The 16,843-nt window shown below is 51.1% G+C and carries 15 protein-coding genes; 5 read left to right on the top strand and 10 right to left on the bottom strand.

The window, feature by feature from the left end; all coding sequences use genetic code 11:
• Positions 1-77: 77 nt before the first annotated feature.
• The 4 genes from ahcY to CRP01_RS12670 all read right to left on the bottom strand — a co-directional run bounded on the left by ahcY (position 78) and on the right by CRP01_RS12670 (position 3,636).
• Positions 78-1,391, bottom strand: a complete 1,314-nt coding sequence (gene ahcY, locus CRP01_RS12685) for an adenosylhomocysteinase (RefSeq protein ID WP_099150409.1) — start codon at positions 1,389-1,391, stop codon at positions 78-80.
• A 114-nt stretch (positions 1,392-1,505) separates the two neighbouring features.
• Entirely contained in the window at positions 1,506-2,075 is a 570-nt protein-coding gene (locus tag CRP01_RS12680) for an LOG family protein (RefSeq protein WP_099150408.1), read from the bottom strand.
• A 48-nt stretch (positions 2,076-2,123) separates the two neighbouring features.
• On the bottom strand, positions 2,124-2,603 hold the full coding sequence (locus tag CRP01_RS12675) for a DUF2452 domain-containing protein (RefSeq protein ID WP_099150407.1): 480 nt from the start codon (positions 2,601-2,603) through the stop codon (positions 2,124-2,126).
• A gap of 184 nt (positions 2,604-2,787) precedes the next feature.
• Positions 2,788-3,636 (bottom strand): hypothetical protein, encoded by an 849-nt coding sequence (locus CRP01_RS12670; protein WP_099150406.1) that lies wholly within the window; start codon positions 3,634-3,636, stop codon positions 2,788-2,790.
• A 308-nt stretch (positions 3,637-3,944) separates the two neighbouring features.
• Between CRP01_RS12670 and CRP01_RS12665 the strand changes: the two genes are divergently transcribed.
• Genes CRP01_RS12665 through CRP01_RS12655 form a run of 3 tightly spaced genes read left to right on the top strand, consistent with a single transcriptional unit; the run spans position 3,945 to position 6,796 of the window.
• Complete coding sequence (locus CRP01_RS12665; RefSeq protein WP_099150405.1) at positions 3,945-4,697, top strand: 3'-5' exonuclease; 753 nt, start codon at positions 3,945-3,947, stop codon at positions 4,695-4,697.
• A 54-nt stretch (positions 4,698-4,751) separates the two neighbouring features.
• Positions 4,752-5,864 (top strand): Gfo/Idh/MocA family protein, encoded by a 1,113-nt coding sequence (locus CRP01_RS12660; protein WP_099150404.1) that lies wholly within the window; start codon positions 4,752-4,754, stop codon positions 5,862-5,864.
• Complete coding sequence (locus CRP01_RS12655; protein ID WP_143473370.1) at positions 5,861-6,796, top strand: hypothetical protein; 936 nt, start codon at positions 5,861-5,863, stop codon at positions 6,794-6,796. Before CRP01_RS12660 ends, CRP01_RS12655 begins: the two co-directional genes overlap by 4 nt.
• A 22-nt stretch (positions 6,797-6,818) precedes the next feature.
• Here the strand turns inward: CRP01_RS12655 and CRP01_RS12650 are convergent, their stop codons facing one another.
• Positions 6,819-7,352 (bottom strand): 5-formyltetrahydrofolate cyclo-ligase, encoded by a 534-nt coding sequence (locus tag CRP01_RS12650; protein WP_099150402.1) that lies wholly within the window; start codon positions 7,350-7,352, stop codon positions 6,819-6,821.
• An 11-nt stretch (positions 7,353-7,363) separates the two neighbouring features.
• Entirely contained in the window at positions 7,364-8,338 is a 975-nt protein-coding gene (locus CRP01_RS12645) for a YitT family protein (RefSeq protein ID WP_099150401.1), read from the bottom strand.
• A gap of 304 nt (positions 8,339-8,642) precedes the next feature.
• Here CRP01_RS12645 and CRP01_RS12640 point away from each other — a divergent pair, with 304 nt between their 5' ends.
• Both CRP01_RS12640 and CRP01_RS12635 read left to right on the top strand, forming a co-directional pair.
• On the top strand, positions 8,643-10,964 hold the full coding sequence (locus CRP01_RS12640) for a T9SS type B sorting domain-containing protein (RefSeq protein ID WP_099150400.1): 2,322 nt from the start codon (positions 8,643-8,645) through the stop codon (positions 10,962-10,964).
• A 53-nt stretch (positions 10,965-11,017) separates the two neighbouring features.
• On the top strand, positions 11,018-11,338 hold the full coding sequence (locus CRP01_RS12635) for a hypothetical protein (protein ID WP_143473369.1): 321 nt from the start codon (positions 11,018-11,020) through the stop codon (positions 11,336-11,338).
• A gap of 33 nt (positions 11,339-11,371) precedes the next feature.
• On the opposite strand, the gene CRP01_RS12630 is transcribed toward CRP01_RS12635, so the two are convergent.
• The 4 genes from CRP01_RS12630 to CRP01_RS12615 form a co-directional block, all read right to left on the bottom strand.
• The gene (locus tag CRP01_RS12630) at positions 11,372-12,721 is read right to left on the bottom strand and encodes a membrane dipeptidase (protein WP_099150398.1); all 1,350 of its coding nucleotides are present in this window, start codon (positions 12,719-12,721) and stop codon (positions 11,372-11,374) included.
• 50 nt (positions 12,722-12,771) lie between these two features.
• Positions 12,772-14,016 (bottom strand): NAD(P)/FAD-dependent oxidoreductase, encoded by a 1,245-nt coding sequence (locus CRP01_RS12625; protein WP_099150397.1) that lies wholly within the window; start codon positions 14,014-14,016, stop codon positions 12,772-12,774.
• A 119-nt stretch (positions 14,017-14,135) separates the two neighbouring features.
• Positions 14,136-16,007, bottom strand: coding sequence for a hypothetical protein (locus CRP01_RS12620; protein ID WP_099150396.1), 1,872 nt, complete (start codon positions 16,005-16,007; stop codon positions 14,136-14,138).
• A gap of 346 nt (positions 16,008-16,353) precedes the next feature.
• Positions 16,354-16,740, bottom strand: coding sequence for a hypothetical protein (locus CRP01_RS12615; RefSeq protein WP_099150395.1), 387 nt, complete (start codon positions 16,738-16,740; stop codon positions 16,354-16,356).
• Positions 16,741-16,843 lie beyond the last annotated feature (103 nt).

Genomic DNA, 16,843 nt, shown 5'->3' with positions numbered 1-16,843 from the left:
AAAACAATAACCCGAAGCCGCAAGGCTTCGGGTTTCTTTTTTGGAGGAAGGCCCAATGGCCCGTTCCTTTATATTCCTTAGTAGCGGTAGTAATCCGGCTTGAACGGACCTTGCTGTTCAACACCGATGTATTCCGCCTGGTCTTCGGAAAGTTCTTCCAGTTCGGCTCCCACTTTTTCGAGATGGAAGCGGGCCACCTGCTCATCCAGGTGCTTCGGCAGCATGTATACTTTGTTTTCGTACTGATCGTGATTTTTCCAGAGTTCGATCTGGGCCAACACCTGATTAGTGAAGGAGTTGGACATCACGAAAGAAGGATGACCGGTAGCACAGCCGAGGTTAACCAAACGGCCTTCGGCCAGAATGATCACATCTTTACCGTCGATGGTATATTTATCCACCTGCGGTTTCACAACTACTTTGCTGTCACCGTAAGTGCCGTTCAACCAGGCCATATCGATCTCATTATCGAAGTGGCCGATGTTGCAGACAATGGCTTTATCCTTCATCCGGCGGAAATGCTCTTCGGAAATAATGTCCTTATTACCGGTAGCAGTTACCACGATATCGGCCTGCGGTGCGGCATTCGACATTTTCAGTACCTGGAATCCGTCCATGGCTGCCTGCAGGGCGCAGATCGGGTCGATCTCCGTAACGATCACGCGGCATCCGGCACCACGCAGGGAAGCAGCTGAACCTTTACCTACATCACCGTATCCGGCGACAACGGCCACTTTACCGGCCAGCATCACATCCGTAGCCCGGCGGATAGCATCCACACAGCTTTCCCGGCAACCGTATTTGTTGTCAAACTTAGACTTGGTGACCGAATCGTTAACGTTGATAGCGGGCATCGGCAGGGTGCCTTTTTTCATCCGCTCGTACAGGCGGTGAACGCCGGTAGTGGTTTCTTCACTCAGGCCCCGAATACCATCTACCAGTTCGGGGTGTTTATCCAGTACGATATTGGTGAGGTCACCGCCATCATCCAGGATCATATTCAGCGGTTTACCGCCTTCGAATGCGTAGAGGGTCTGTTCGATCGCCCACCAGAATTCCTCTTCGTTCATACCTTTCCAGGCGTAAACGGGAACACCGGCAGCAGCGATGGCGGCAGCGGCGTGGTCCTGGGTAGAGAAAATATTGCAGGAAGACCAGCTCACTTCGGCTCCCAGCGCCTGCAGGGTCTCGATCAGAACGGCCGTCTGGATGGTCATGTGCAAACAACCGGCGATCCGGGCACCTTTCAGCGGTTGCTGGGGACCGTAGGTTTCCCGCAGGGCCATCAGACCCGGCATTTCAGCTTCAGCAAGTTCGATCTCCTTGCGTCCCCAATCAGCTAAGGCAATATCTTTTACCTTATAATTCTTTTCGGTTACAGTATTTGACATCAGTTATAATTATTTGCAAATTTGAATGGTCTAATTTGGCTGCAAAGATAGGTATTCCCGCTGGGTTTATCAACGCCTGATTAATTATGCTTTTGAGCGGGAAATCACCCTGGTTTATTTCCACCATTTTTTGGCGGTAATGGGCGCCGATACGCTCATTTTTTCCAGTAATTCTTCCAGATCCGCCGCAAAATGGATCATATCCAGGTGCATCTTTCGCACAAAACCCTCTTCGTGCATTTTGTGGCAATGGGCGATCATCGGGTCGTAGAACCCGTTCACATTCAGAAACCCGATCGGTTGGAAGGTCTGCTGCAACTGCACCAGGGTGATCACTTCAAAGATCTCATCCAGCGTTCCGAATCCGCCCGGCAGCGCAATGGCGGCATCGCTCAGGCGGAGCATCTCCACCTTGCGGTCATGCATGGAATCCGTCAGCACCAGTTCCGTAAGTCCTTCGTGGCAAACTTCCATATCCCGTAAAAAATGCGGGATCACTCCCGTCACCTGGCCACCCGCGGCCAGCGCGGCATCGGCCATGATCCCCATCAAGCCTACACTGCCGGCTCCGTAAACCAGACGAATACCGCGTTCGGCCAGCATAGTCCCGGTTTGCCCGGCAATCTGGGCGTAGATCGGATTTAATCCGGTACTGGAACCGCAAAAAACTTGTATTGACTTCATGTAGCAGAATTGCAAAAGTGAAAGATCCGATGCGGATCGGGCAAATATCTATTCCGGTGTGTAAATGTCGTCCACGATCTCCAGCACTTCCCAGGTATGATCGGACAGAAGCTGGACGGTGGCAATGAACTGGAAGGGCGGATTCTTCCCCCATTCCGGTGGGCTCACCATGGAAACGACGGATTTGCCATTGGAACGGCGGTACAGGTAATAGACCTTGGCAATGATGGGCTCAAAATTCAACTCGGCCCGGTAGATCTCCTCCGAAATCTGGACCCGGTGTTGAATATTTTTAGCCTGCCGCGCCAGCAACTCTATCTGCTCCCGGATCTGCCCGAGGTGCATGTCGGTCTGCTCGTACATGGCGGCCATGGCACGGCCCTTGATCTTACCGCGATCTTCGGGTTTGATGACCGCTCCGCCTACCGTATGCGCGTAAGGGAGGGAATGCGGATTTTCCGTGATCTTATCGGGATCGATCGGATTGATAAACGATTCGTGCTTTTGATCTTTTTTCTCTTCGGCCATGTTGGAAATTATAACACAAAGGTAAACAACTTCAATAACTGGAAACGATAATTAAAGTTCAAAACACTTCTCTAAAACCAGAGCAGACTGGCAAAAAAAAGCCGGAGATGCGAGCGCATCTCCGGCTGTGTTTTTTTAACTAACAGAAAATCTGAAAGTTCCTTCCTTTAAAATCACCTGACAATTACTTAAGGCGGAAACTGGTCGTTCCAGCCAGATAACCTTTGTTGTAGATCTCCAACTCGTAGCTACCTTCCTGCAGCGGTTGGTTAGGAGTCCACAGTGTGCAAAGATTACCAGCTTCGCCGGAATAGTCCATCTCTTTAGCCTGGGTGTACAATACCTGCTCCTGATTGGCATTGTTGGTCATTACACCTGAACCCATTTCTTCGATGGCCAGCGTTTCACCTAATGGATTGATAATGCGTACAAAGAATACTTCGGTACCATCTTCAGCAACGTCGTTGGAAGTGGTGTTGAAGCACACCTGCAGCTTGTCGATGTTGTCAGCATTAGAACGCTTCACATCTCTACCGCTTTTTTTGGTCTTCAGACCGGTAACTTCGATTCCGTCGACTTTGATCACGGAAGCGATGTTAACTTTGCGGGACAGTTGTTGGCGAACTTCTTCCAGTTGTTCTTTTTCGCTAACGAGTACGGCTCTTTCTGAAGATAGTTCAGCATTAGCCATTTGTTGCTCTTCCAGGCTCATGTTCAATTGCTGATTGTTTTCAGACAATTGAGTGTTCTCGGAAGTCAACACCTCGTTTTGCTCGCGCAACTGGTTGATCTCAGCGATGTAACCTTCAGCTTGTGCTCTCAGAGCGTTCAGCTCCTTACGGGCAGCACCCAGGTTACGGCTGTCTTTCAACAGACCGGTAATCTTGTCTTTTTGATCTTTCAGTTCAACTTTCTGTTGTTCGATCAAAGCATTCATTTCGTCATTACTACCCCGCAGCTCTTCCAGTTCGGAAAGTGCTTCGTAGTACTGCTTTTCAAGTTCCGCTTTCAACTGCTCTGACTCATCGTACATAGCAGAAACCTGTTCATTCTCGCTACTTTTTGAGAAGGAGAATATCCCTAATCCAACGGTAGCCAAAGCCAGGAGAACGATCGCAACAATGTAAGGTACTTTGTTGTTGGAGTCGCCACCTGAAGATTGGTATGAAGGATTCGGGCTTGGACTTGAACTTGTGGTTGCCATAATAAAAAAAAGTTGGTTAACAAATAAGCGTGTTTGCAAATGATGACCTAAAAACGTCATACTTTTAAAAAAAATTGTATAGAACGACCTCCTTATATTTTTCCAATAGTATTTTTAGCCAAATTCCACCAGCTATTATGATAGAACAAATTGATGTAGGCAAGGTGCTTTTTCTGGATATTGAAACCGTTTCCGGTGTAGCTACTTACGAAGAACTTTCGGAACCCATGCAGGCGTTATGGCGTCTGAAATGCCGATCTATTCTGCGCCAGTACGACGAAGAGATCGATGCCGAAACGGCCGCGGCGCTCTTCCCGGAGAAAGCCGGCATATATGCTGAATTCGGTAAGATCGTATGTATCAGCGTCGGGATCGTCCGACGGGATAAAGCTGACAAACGACTGGCCATTCGGCTGAAATCCTTTGCGGATCGTAATGAAAAACTACTCCTGGAGGAGTTTGCCAAAGTAGTAGATGAATACTACGGCAACCCCAACGTCTATTTCCTGTGCGGCCATAATATTAAGGAGTTCGATATTCCCTATATCTGCCGCCGGATGGTCGTCAATCAGTTGGCCCTGCCGTTTACCCTGGACCTGTACGGCAAAAAGCCCTGGGAAACGAAACATCTCCTGGATACCATGGAACTCTGGAAATTCGGTGATTACAAAAGCTATACTTCCCTGAAACTCCTGGCGGCGGTACTGGGTTTCCCTTCTCCTAAAGACGATATCGACGGCAGCGAAGTGGGCCGGGTATTCTGGGAGGAAGATGATCTGGAGCGCATCGCGCTGTATTGCGAAAAAGATGTACTGGCTACGGCCCAGCTTTTCCTGCGCTACCAACGGAAACCGATCCTGGAAGATGATCAGATCAAACACGTGAGCTGACCGGTTTAGCCAGCAAGTCAATTGGTATACTATCCAAAACCATTTATTACCATTATGGACTCCAAACGAACAACGGACCGCAGAACCTTCCTATATACTTCCGGAATGGCAGCCGGGGCCCTGGCCCTGAGCCTGCCCGTAACCAGCGCCTGCCGGAATACCCAAAAGAAAGACAAATTGGGAATTGCCCTGGTCGGCCTCGGATACTACAGTACGGATCTTCTGGCCCCGGCCCTGCAGGAAACCCAACATGCCTACCTGGCCGGGATCGTGACGGGATCGCCGGACAAGGCCCGGAAGTGGCAGGAACAGTACCAGATCCCGGAGAAAAATGTCTACAGCTACGAGACATTTGACCAGATCAAGGATAATCCGGACATCGATGTGGTTTACATCGTATTGCCCAATTCCATGCATAAGGAGTACACGATCCGGGGAGCGAAAGCCGGGAAACACGTGTTCTGCGAAAAACCAATGGCCGTTACGGCAGCGGATTGCCGGGAAATGATCGACGCCTGTAAAAACAATGGCGTTAAACTGGCCATCGGATACCGGATGCAACACGAGCCCCACACGCAGCAACTGATGCGTTTTGCGGAAGAAAATACTTTCGGCCCGATCCGGATGATCACCGCCGGAGCGGGTTGGCGCTGGGATAATCCGGGAGATCACTGGAAAAACAAAAAGTCTTACGGCGGCGGAGCCATGATGGATATGGGCGTTTATTCCCTGCAGGCGGCTCGCTACGCCATGGGGGAGGAGCCGGTCGCAGTTGCCGCCCAACAATATACCCGCCGGCCCGATGTCTTTAGCGAGGTGGACGAATTCACTTCTTTTCAACTACAGTTCCCAGGTGGTGCACTGGCCAACCTCCATACAAGTCTGGGCGTCGGTATGAACTACCTGCAGGTAAATGCGGACAATGGCTGGTATCGGGTGGATCCCTTTTCCGCCTACAATGGCATTAGCGGGGAAAGCAGTAACGGCCCCATCGCTTTCGAAGCCGGGAATCAGCAGGCCCGACAAATGGATGATGACTGCCTGGCCATCATCAACGGACAGGACCTGATGGTGCCCGGGGAAGAAGGCCTGAGGGATATCCGGATCGTGGAAGCGATCCGTCAGTCCGTTGCCGAGGGTGGTCGCTGGATTGATCTGCAGGGATGATGAAGATAGACCATAAAATGCTGAAATACGGCTCCAGAGGGTCATTATTGATCACCCTGATCATATTGCTCGCATCCTGTGGCAAGGAAGAGGTAGCGTTAAGCTATCGTTATTTGTTTTTGGGGCATCCTTACGACTGGAACGACGGTTACCGCCTGGACCCGCGACTGGAACGCATCGATTATACCGAATACACGCAGGTTTGGTTGGGCGGTGACGTTTGTAGCCGGCTGACCGAAAAGCCGGGAACGGTCAGCTATCTGGACAGTGTATTCGACTTTTCCAATGATCACGTACAATGGACGCTGGGTAACCACGATGTCATGTACGGCAATGTTGAGCAGATCACCGACCGGACCGGTAAACCCACATTTTATACCGAACCCCTGGGCAGCGATATTACCCTGATGGTCTTAAACACCAATCTCTTCTGGTTTTGGCCTTCCGAACCGCCTCCCGAAGATTGCGATCTCAAAAGTGAGCAGATGCAAATGATGCTATCCGTGCTGGATACCATTGAACAGTCCTCGCATCTGTTGATCCTGCACCACCACAGTCTGCTGAAGGATAAAAAGCCGGATAGTTTACAGGAGGCTTTCAATATCGATCCGGGCATGATGGCGGTTTCCTGCGATCTGGAGGACCAGTTCTCTACGTTGATCTATCCAAAACTGGTGGCCGCCCAGCAGCGGGGTGTAAAGGTAATTCTGGTGGGTGGCGATGTCGGCATGCGGGTCAAGTCGTTTGAATACCGCACGGACGACGGCATCTGGCTGCTGGGATCCGGGATCAATAATAGCCTCAAACGGGAGAACGCACCGGAGTACGTCACCAATTTTGATCCGGATCAGGTATTGATCTTCCGGCACTATCCGGAGCAGCTTCGTCTGGAATGGGAATTCGTCCTTCTGAACGATCTGATTGAAGAATAGGGCGTTTTCCGGGCAAGTCTGGTCAGCAAATGACCTTATCCAACGGAATGTCGTGGGCTTCGAGCGGCAGATCCTGAATGAGCTGGAACGGATAACCTACACCTACCTTATACGCTCCGGGCTGTTCACCAAGAAAGATATCGTAATAGCCGCCTCCGTAGCCAAGCCGGTGATTGTGCTGGTCGAAAGCCAGACCCGGCACGATGATCAGATCATAGGCATCCAATTTATCCGGACTGGCTTCCGGATGCCGGGTACCGAAAAGGCCGGCCTCCAGGCGTTCCAGCGAGTGTAGCCGTAAGTGCTCCAACTGGCGTTTGGGTAAGGTTTTTGGACAGAATACCGGGATTTCCATAGCCAGTAAGTAGGAGATAAAGGGGTAAAGGTCCACTTCCGTACCCATGGGTAAAAAGGTATGCACGGACGTGAATTTTCTTTCCTCTACCAGCTGCTGCAATTCCCGGCAGATGAGGGCATCCAGTCGAGCCTTTTGTCCTGGATTGAGTTGTTCCCGCAGTGTTTCCATTTTAAGTCGGAGCGCCTGTTTGTCAAACATAATTTCTATACTTATTTAATCTTACTGATCGGTTTCTTTTTGATCATTCCGCCCCGCGTATCCTTCACCGAAGTCATGATCAGGAAAGCTTCCGGATCGATCTTGTCAATTTCGGTTTTGAGTTTGGATATCTCCAGACGGGTGATCACCGTATAAACGATATTGGTTTCCCCGCTCGCATCTCCCTTCTGGGAAAACCCCTTTTGTCCCTTGAAGATCGTACAACCCCGCCCGAGATTTTCCAGGATCGCTTCGCGGATGGCTTCACTTTCGCCGGAAATGATGGTCACACCGGTATATTCTTCTACGCCGTCGATCACAAAATCCACGGTTTTGGAGGCAGCGTAATAAGTGAGAATAGCATACAGGGCGATCTCCGTAGAAAAAACATAGGCCGCAGTCAGGAATATGATAATATTGAAAATTAAAATGACATTCCCAACGGTCATACTGGTTTTCCGGCTGATGTAAATAGCCAGTACCTCCGTACCGTCAATGATGGCGCCACCCCGGATCGCCATGCCGATTCCCAGCCCCAGAAACAGACCGCCGAAAGCGGCCACGAGGATCTTATCGGTAGTGACCACCGGAAAGGGAATGAAATGCACGGCCAATGCCAGCAGGGCAATTCCCAGGATACTCTTAATGGCAAAACGACGGCTGATGGCCGAAAAAGCCAGGATCAGGAACGGCAGATTGATGATCACCAGTAAAATAGAGAGGGAAATGCCCGTCAGCTCCTGTACCATCAGGGAAATGCCCGTTACGCCACCGTCTATAAAAGAGCTGGGAATCAGGAACGCTTCCAGGCCGAAGGAGGCGGAAAGAATACCGATGAGCAGATAGAAGAAATCCAGCAGTTCGTGGCGGAGCTCTACTTCCAGGTCATGGACGTCCTGCCTGGAACTGCCTTTTTCCGCAAGTCCGAAACGCCGGATAAAAAAGCTGGAGATGTTTGATAACAGTTGCTGAAAATGGTTCTTCATCTGGATACTTTAAGGGCTTGTAACAAGCGGCCGTTCCGTCGCCGGCCGGTCGTCAAAATACCAAAGGGGATCAATATTTTGTCTTATTGGAGCGCTTCTTTTTAGGGAAATGAAAGATCATAAACCTTCCAGCTGGCCGGACTCCTGGTAATTGATTGACTAATAGCGAAAAAGGAGCCCGAAATACCCCGACATCCGGTCCGGTATCAGCCGTTCTTAAATTAAATTTAATACAGAGATAAGCCCGGAAATAAACTAGAATTATTTCTTTTACCGTTGAAATGGAAATCCTAAGCCCAAGGCAATGATCAAACGTTTACCCTCCCTTATTCTTTTCCTGGCAATTGCATCCATGCTTTCCGCCCAGACTATCTTGCAACCCGGTGATCTGGCGGTAGTAGGCCTGGCCTCAAACACCGGCGGTGATCTGGGAAACTGTACGCCCGACGGCAGTGGGCAGTTCCTGGGTCGGGACCGGGTCAGCTTTGTGTGTTTCAAGGATATTACCAACGGTACGGTCATCGATATCACGGATAACGGCTGGGAACGGGAAAAGCCCGGACTGTGGGGCAATACCGAAGGCTTTGTCCGGGCCGTACGCGGGGGAGGCACCATCCCGGCGGGTACGGTGATCACCTTTGAGTTTCCGCCCACCCAGGCGGATTATCAGGCGGTCAGCCCGGATGGCGAATGGGATTTCCTGGTGCTGGGGACCAACGCCCTGAATTTTAACGACAGCGGTGATCAGATCTACTTCATGCAGGGCGGTACCTGGGACAACGGTACCGTATTCGGGTGCTGCAACGGCGACCAGGATGCCACCTATACCGGAGGGAACGTCCTCTTCGGGTTTAATTCCAAAAGTACCTGGAACGGCTTTTTGGGCGATTCCCAGAATTCGGCCCTGCATCCGGAAGTAATGTCGTGTTTTAATATGGCACCTACCAGTGGTGTGACCAGTTTCACCAGTTATACCGGACCGGAGACCCAGGCTACCCAGATGGAGTGGATCGCGCGCATATCCGATCCGCTTAACTGGACGGCCTACGATGATTGCCCGGCTTATCAGGACCCACCGGCCACGCTGGCCATCGGTCCGAGTGGAATGTATCTGGAATGTACCATCTGCCAGTCCTGTGGCGCTTACACCGACACGCTTACCTTTTTTCTGCCGGTTTCCGGCGGCCCCTTTACGCTGGACTATACGGACGGTATGGATACTTTTCGACTGACGGCGGTAAATTCCGGAGCTCAGGTGCCGGTGCCGGTGGACACGAGTGTGTCTTACCACCTAATACGGGTGGAAGACATTGATTCCTGCCCGGTATACTCCAATTTTGAATCAGGAGCGGATCTGGTGGTGTCATCGGCTCCGCCGACACTGACCTGCGAACCCGGTGCCGATGCACCCGACGGAAGCGTGGTTTTTACTGCCACCGGCGGTGCTCCACCCTATACCATTACCTGGACGAGCGAAAGCGGCATCAGCGGCAGTGTTTCCGGTGATGGCTCCGCACCGATCACCATAAGTGGCCTGAATGTTGCCGGGACCTACCGGGCACAGCTCACAGATGCCGCGGGATGTACCCAGGATTGCACTTTTGAGATCATGGGGCCGGATTGTGGCATAAATGTAGAACTGGAAGGCGTAGCCCCGGTGTGCAGTGATCCGGGATCGGGATCGATTATTGCGTCGGTAAACGGTCAGCAGGGGATGGTCAGTTATGTCTGGGATCCTGCCGGCCTGAGTGGAAATGAATTATTTGATTTATCCGCCGGTCTCTACCAACTTACGGTGACCGATGAAGCCGGATGTACCGCTACTTCATCCCTCGAGTTACCGGAACCCGGATCGCTGGAAGTTGATCTCGAATTGATGGAATCCCTGAGCTGCGATTCGAACTGGGGTATTCAGATTAATGATGTGAGCGGAGGAACCCCACCGTATTCGGTCCGACTGGATCCCTCCGGTGATCCCCGCGTTCTGGATAACTTCCCCTACCTGCTGACCGATCTGGTACCGGGAAATTACAATCTGGTATTTGAAGATCAGGAAAACTGTCAGACAACCGTGGAGATGGTGGTTCCGGTAGGCAGTAACGGCAATGATCTCATGCTGGATCTTGGCTTCGATATTCAGGTGCAGCCGGGGCAGGGCGTCCGCATCGATCCGATCACCAATTTTAATCCGGTCACGGTCGTGTGGTCTCCCGAGACGGCCGTCGCTGATCCGACCGCTTTTGCTACGACCATCCGGCCGGATCGCACCACCCGGTATGTGGCTACCGCTACGGACGTTAATGGATGTACGGTGAGCGACAGTATCCTCATCACCGTGGCCAGCGAAGAGCTCATCTTTATTCCTTCCATATTCAGCCCGAACAGCGACGGTGTCAATGATCATTTTTCCCTATTCCCGGGGCCGGAGATCTCGGAAGTACTTTCGGTACGAATCTTTGACCGCTGGGGGAGTCAGGTATTTGAGGGGCGGAATGATACAGGCTGGGACGGCAATTGGCCCGGAGGACGTCCGGCAGCTTCCGGGATCTACCTCTATTTTACGGAAGTGGTCGATCTACAGGGGAATGTCTCTATTATCCAGGGATCGGTTACCTTATTGCGCTAGTCTGGTACCCAACCCATATCCTGCTCCTGGCAGTCTTCCTTTGAAAAATGCTTATGAACAGACTACTGCTTTATCTGGGGTTCGCTGCCGCCGTAATGATTATAGGTTGTCAGAAAGAGAAAAGTGCTACTGCTGATGAAGAATGGCAGGAAGCGAGCCTGATCGGAAGAGATTATACCCTTTGTGCCTGTTGCGGTGGGTGGTTTATAAAAGTGGATCAGGATACCGTTCGCGCATTTCAGTTACCCGACACCTTTGAAATTGATCCGGAACCCAATTTCCCGCTGGCGGTGGACCTTCGATACGAACCCTTAACCGGACCCTGTCAGGATTTTGGGAACCTCATTAAGATTCAGGAGATCAGAAAAAGGTGATACCGTCGGAGATCCGGTATCCATTCAGTCGGATCAATTTTGCTGTCTATGATCCATAAAATGCTGCCACAATTGCAGGAATTTTTCGGACGCCCTGCGTATAGGCTCCAGATCGACTTCTTCTGCCCGCAGGACCTCCCAGTGTTCTCCCAGCAATCCGGGATGGACCAGCCCCTGAACCTCCAACTGTTGCAAGGGGTAGGGGCGCCCTTCGTAACAACCGCGTTCCCCGTAACGGGGCCGACTATGACTCAGCCAGCCGTTAAAATCGCTCTGAAATCCGATGGCCCAATCAACTTTTTGGGCCTCCGGCAGATCCGAAAAAGGCTCCTGGTAATTCGATAGAACCAGCTCGTTCTCCAGGAAGGATTTGACCGCCTGGTAAGTAAATTTAAATTCATCAATGGAGCCGGTACAGTGCCTGTCCAATTGCTCGAGCATTTGTTGATAGGGTGCTTCGGGGCGGTAGGGCTCCAACACTTCCCCGCTGAGTGGCAACGCAATGAAACCGCCCTGCTGGTAAATGCGACGGATATCCTCCCGGCTCAGTCCGCGGGCGTGCTGCTGAATGGGCCGAAAAAGATCGTGGGTAGCGATGGGTGGTATATTTTCCGCTTCCATAAAATCCAGGGCATCCCGGCGGGTCAGCTCGGACATGTGGGTAATGTCGATCATGATACCCGCATCGGCGAGCCAGCGGATAGCTTGTTTGCCCTTTTCCTTTAGCCCGCGCTTTTTTGCTGCTCCGAACAGTTTTTTAAAGGTGCCCTTAAAGTTGATCACACCGCCGAGAAAGCCCGGCTTGATGCCGGAGGCTCCGTGTTCCGTATCTACCAGATGGAGCAAAGTGACAAATGCAACTCCCTGATCCGCCCAAAAGCGGGCATCCTCTGCACTGTTGATCAATCGCTTGGCGCCCTCGATGGAGTGAATGAAAATGGTTTTGTCTGTTTCGTGAACGTAACGCCTGACTTTTTCCGGGGTGCGCGCCACGACGAATTTATCGGGATGGGCATCCGCAAAATCGTTGACGTACCGGATCTGTTCCAGGGTGAGTCGCCGGGCGCGTTTTTTGGAAGCGATAAGTTCTGGCAGGATCGTGCCGTTTACAAAGATACGGGCGCCGGGATTATCCTCCAGGAAATTGGCGTAATTGACATTTTTGAAGCGATGCTTATTCTTTAGCTTGGGTGGATCTTCGGGGTCAAAATATTCCAGCCCATCTCCAAAAAACCAGTAGGGGATGTGCATGGTCGTATGGATCTGGAGATCCATGAATTCACGGACCTCCTGGGCGGCAATTCCTTCCGGACGGAGCAATACACCAAGCCAGAGCAGAAAGACGGCCCAGAAAGACCTACCTAAATTTACCGGGATGAGCATGCTGTAAATTTAGACCTAAATATTCATTATCCGTGCACGGGAAGGATCGATTAGAATCGAGCCAGGCGGTAAGCCTCTACCGGAATGCTGGTTGCCTGTTCGTTGGCCAGTTCGCTGACCAGCTTGCCCGTACCTGCTCCCAGACTGATACCCAGCATGGAATGACCGGTGGCGACAATACAGTTTTGCCACTGCGGCACCCGGTCGATATAGGGCAGTCCGTCGGCAGAACAGGGCCGGTACCCGTACCAGACCTCTTCCATTTTCGGCATGGGGATCTCCCAATCCGGGATGAATTTCCGTACGGAATTGAGAATACCCTGTACCCGGGAGGGTTGCGGCGGAGCGCCGGTACCCGTGATCTCCATGGTGCCGCCAAAACGAATATGGCGCTGGTCCAGAGGAGTGATCGCAACTTTCCCTTCGGATAGGATGCTGGGGAAGTTCATTCGGTAAGGGCTGTCTTCCAGGGTGATGGAATAGCCCCGACCGCCGACCAGCGGTATATTCAGGCCCATGAGTTTACCCACTTCCCGGCTCCAGGAACCGGTGGCCAGTACCACCAGGTCGGTATCGTAACTTGCTTTATCCGTCCGGACGGATCGGATCTGATCGCCTTGTTTTTCGATGCTTTTGAAATTCTCGTTGGGACGTAAATTCACTCCATCTTCTTCCAGATTGGCTAACAGACTATGCATCAGCTGATTGGGATAGAGGTGGGCATCGCATTTGAATTTAATACCGCCGTTGACGTTCATCCTGAGATGAGGTTCCAGGCTCTGGGCTTCCGCCTCGTCCATGAATTCGGCCTCTAGTCCCAGTTCCAACGCTTTTTCTACGGTGTGTTTGGCGTGATCGAGGCCTTCCGGCGTCTGGGTGTATTCCATCAGTCCCCGGTGGTCGTACCCAAATTCAAAACGGGGCGACCGGGCCAGGTCTTCGTAAAGCTGTTGACTGAGCAGCGCAATATCCCGGAGGGGTTCGGCGGCGTAGGCAACGTGTTCGGAATTGGCCTTGGCCATGAATTTGAGCCCCCAGTTGATCAGTCCCCAGTCGATCCGGGGCTGGATGTAAAAAGGACTGTTTTTGTCCAGCATCCAGCGCAATCCCTGGCTGATGATGCCCGGAGAGGCCAGCGGGATAAAATGGCTGGGACACACATAGCCCGCATTGCCGTAAGAACAGTTGTTTTGGAAATCGGAACGGTCAATAACGGTAACCTCCCAACCGGATTGACGGAGATAATGAGCGGAACTCAGTCCGATGATCCCACCGCCGATAATGGTACATTTCATAAGCCTAGAAAGTAGTCGATGATGTGGGTTAATACAATAGTTAACCGGGGCCAATTATAAGCATAATTGCCGATAAACTGAGCACGCTTTACCCCTTAAAGGCCAGTTAGAATTGAGAATTAATTTCCGCCTTCCTGCTTGCCGTTCGGATTGGGGATCAGGATCGGATGATTCGGATCCAGGGTTTTACCGGATTCAATGGTCGGAGCCAGTGGAATGCTGATCGGTTCTCCGGCTTTGGCTTCCTGTTTCGGGGCCGGATCCGGTTTGATGGACGGGAAGGAAAGTATACCTTTTACCGGTCGGATGGACCTTGCCGCCGATCGCTTGCTCTGTAAATGGACGTCCATCGACAGGTTGTAATTGACCATGTTGGTATCGTCAATTTTTTCCAGCGGATAGGTATCCAGACTTTCTACGGTTACGTAATACCGTCGGCGCTGTGGGTCCGGCTCGACTCCGGTCAGCAGAATGTCCACTTTGGAATCACTCCGGCGGGCAACGAGGTTATTGATGAACGGCTTTAGGTTCAGGTCAACCGGATTGGCTTCATCTTCCAGATTGATAACGAATTTCCACTGGAAGGCGAAACGACGGTCTTCCCGCTTTTTCAGGTCGAATTCACCCTGGGAGAGAATCGCAATGGGGTGCGCGCTGGTCTGGATCTCTTCGTTGACCTTGATGCTGATGTATTCGCCGCCTACGGGATAACGGCTTCGGATGGTATATGCAACCCCGAGCTTACCGGGGCGGTAGGCCAGCGGACCGGAAAAGTTGCTGGACAGGGGACGGCCGCGAACAATAAAGCGGCAGCCAAAGGTACCGTCTTCATCCTGGAATGGTTCGGCGGTAAGGGTCGGTTGCCCATCGTATACTCCCGACAGGACGTCATCCAGTACCCAGAAATTGTTGGTCATATTGGGCGGAACGCCTTCCACCGTCAGATAGTGGGTGTGTTCGGCTCCTTCGGTCATCAACGGAAAATCCCTTGCCTGCTGGAAGGTCGGCTTGATGGCCTGGAAATAATGTTTGATGTCGGTAGGAGAGGGGAGGCGGCTAAACAGGCTTTGCTTGGTATAACGTCCGGCAAAGTCAGCGTAGATGATGGTTTCCCAGTCCGTTCCGGAAAAAGCCGTGGAATTGGTCCGGCCTACGCCCACATTGCCTTTGATCTTGGCGGCCAGGGGCAGGTTGACATTCATCCCTACTTCGGCTTCGATCTTGAAGTTGTCTTCGGCAGTAGACAGATGTTTCACCATGACGCCTTCAAATTCGCGGAGATAATAGGCCTGGTTGATCATACCAGCATTATTCCGGTAGAACTGCCAGAGATTCATCATAGCCTCGGTGGTGCGCCAGTCATTGGCCTCCAGCAGGGTTTTCATCGGAGAAATAAAGGAGCCGGAAAGAGCCACAACGGTCGATTCCCGTTTGCCGTCCGTTTCCAGCGCTTTCTTAAAGGCGAAATAGGGCGGCTCGATACCCGCATCCAGAAATGCCTTTAGGTAACCCGAACAGTTCTTGGTCAGAATAAAAGAGTCGAAATTTTCATCCGGATTCATTTCAAAGGGATCACTGACCGAGCTGGATTGGAAGACCCGGGTGGACATGAAATTGATCTCATCGAAAGGTTTTTCGATGTCGTCCGGATTGAAGATATAGTACAACATCCCGCCGCCGCGGATGTTGGCCGTTTCTACTTTCGTACGGAGGTCCCGCCGGCCGAGAAATTTGCTCAGGTCGCCGGGCACATAGTCGCGCTTATTGTCCGAAATGGTAAACCCACAATAGTCCGTATGTTTCTTAAAGATCCGCTGCAGGGCGTATCCCAGGGAGATCCGGGAGTAGTTGCGCTCCGGCGGCCAGTTTTCCCGGCGATATTCATCGATCCGGTCTTTGTATTTGCCGATGCGTTGTGCCTGCACATCCTGGTTAAGAAAAAGGCATATGGTAGATATCAGTAAAATAAGGAAGGATAAGTTGGTTTTCATGGAAATAACTTAGCGACTTGTATCAAAAAAATAAGGGAATTCATCTAATATATCAGACAACGAAAGGAATCCCGATATTGGTGTACAAAGTTAGCCTAAAATGTAATATAATAAAAAAGCCTTTTGGGTTTCGTACAAAACTCCAAAAGGCTTAAAGAGTGAGGTTGGGAATTATTAATCGGGCTGCAAACGCCACTTTATTGTTAATACTTTAGCTATTTTTCAGTCCGTACCTCTCAGGTATGCACTTCAAAATAACTAAAGTATTAACAATAAAATTGACTGTTTTCGCCGTAAAGAAAAAATCCCAAATTCACTCTAAGTTTGACCAGCAGCGGCTTAGCAATTACTTGCTCACTCGCTTGGACATTTTTTTTGCCCACTTTTGGAAAGTGGCTACTTCTTTGTCGGTTAGTTTTAATTCCGGCTTGCGTTCCACCATTCCCTTGGGCGGCATGGAGCGCTCTTCCGTTACATCCAGGATCTCTTCCAAGATGTGAGCCTGGTCGGCACCCGTCATTTTGGGGATATCATCCCACATCAGTGCTTTTTTAGCTTTGTCAGAGCGACCTTCGGCGCTGTGGCAGCCGTAGCATTTGCTGTGGATCAGCTCATCTACCTTCTTGGTGTACTTGAATTTAGCAGGCATCGGATCTTTGGCACTGCTTACAGAACTTTGAAACAAGAAAAAGACCAGCGCAAGAGATAAAATGATGCTAAGCTTTTTGTTCATTTCTTGTCATGTTTAAAGTTTATGATGTAATCCGGGCAAAATAAAGGTTAATTGTTGTTTATACAAGCAATTTGCTCCGTCCCCATTTTGATTGCTGTGAACT

Origin of the sequence: Flavilitoribacter nigricans DSM 23189 = NBRC 102662, assembly GCF_002646595.1 — a bacterium.
Taxonomy (GTDB): Bacteria; Bacteroidota; Bacteroidia; order Chitinophagales; family Saprospiraceae; genus Flavilitoribacter; species Flavilitoribacter nigricans.
Note: the sequence above shows the minus strand (reverse complement) of the source record. Positions and strands in the feature narration are given on the sequence as shown.

Bases quoted from the DNA above. Each gene is read 5' to 3' on its own strand.
- CRP01_RS12645 (WP_099150401.1), bottom strand. From the start codon at position 8,338: ATGAAGAACCATTTTCAGCAACTGTTATCAAACATCTCCAGCTTTTTT.
- ahcY (WP_099150409.1), bottom strand. From the start codon at position 1,391: ATGTCAAATACTGTAACCGAAAAGAATTATAAGGTAAAAGATATTGCC.
- CRP01_RS12620 (WP_099150396.1), bottom strand. From the start codon at position 16,007: ATGAAAACCAACTTATCCTTCCTTATTTTACTGATATCTACCATATGC.
- CRP01_RS12670 (WP_099150406.1), bottom strand. From the start codon at position 3,636: ATGTACGATGAGTCAGAGCAGTTGAAAGCGGAACTTGAAAAGCAGTAC.
- CRP01_RS12650 (WP_099150402.1), bottom strand. From the start codon at position 7,352: ATGTTTGACAAACAGGCGCTCCGACTTAAAATGGAAACACTGCGGGAA.
- CRP01_RS12660 (WP_099150404.1), top strand. From the start codon at position 4,752: ATGGACTCCAAACGAACAACGGACCGCAGAACCTTCCTATATACTTCC.
- CRP01_RS12675 (WP_099150407.1), bottom strand. From the start codon at position 2,603: ATGGCCGAAGAGAAAAAAGATCAAAAGCACGAATCGTTTATCAATCCG.
- CRP01_RS12635 (WP_143473369.1), top strand. From the start codon at position 11,018: ATGAACAGACTACTGCTTTATCTGGGGTTCGCTGCCGCCGTAATGATT.
- CRP01_RS12655 (WP_143473370.1), top strand. From the start codon at position 5,861: ATGATGAAGATAGACCATAAAATGCTGAAATACGGCTCCAGAGGGTCA.
- CRP01_RS12665 (WP_099150405.1), top strand. From the start codon at position 3,945: ATGATAGAACAAATTGATGTAGGCAAGGTGCTTTTTCTGGATATTGAA.
- CRP01_RS12630 (WP_099150398.1), bottom strand. From the start codon at position 12,721: ATGCTCATCCCGGTAAATTTAGGTAGGTCTTTCTGGGCCGTCTTTCTG.
- CRP01_RS12615 (WP_099150395.1), bottom strand. From the start codon at position 16,740: ATGAACAAAAAGCTTAGCATCATTTTATCTCTTGCGCTGGTCTTTTTC.
- CRP01_RS12640 (WP_099150400.1), top strand. From the start codon at position 8,643: ATGATCAAACGTTTACCCTCCCTTATTCTTTTCCTGGCAATTGCATCC.
- CRP01_RS12680 (WP_099150408.1), bottom strand. From the start codon at position 2,075: ATGAAGTCAATACAAGTTTTTTGCGGTTCCAGTACCGGATTAAATCCG.
- CRP01_RS12625 (WP_099150397.1), bottom strand. From the start codon at position 14,016: ATGAAATGTACCATTATCGGCGGTGGGATCATCGGACTGAGTTCCGCT.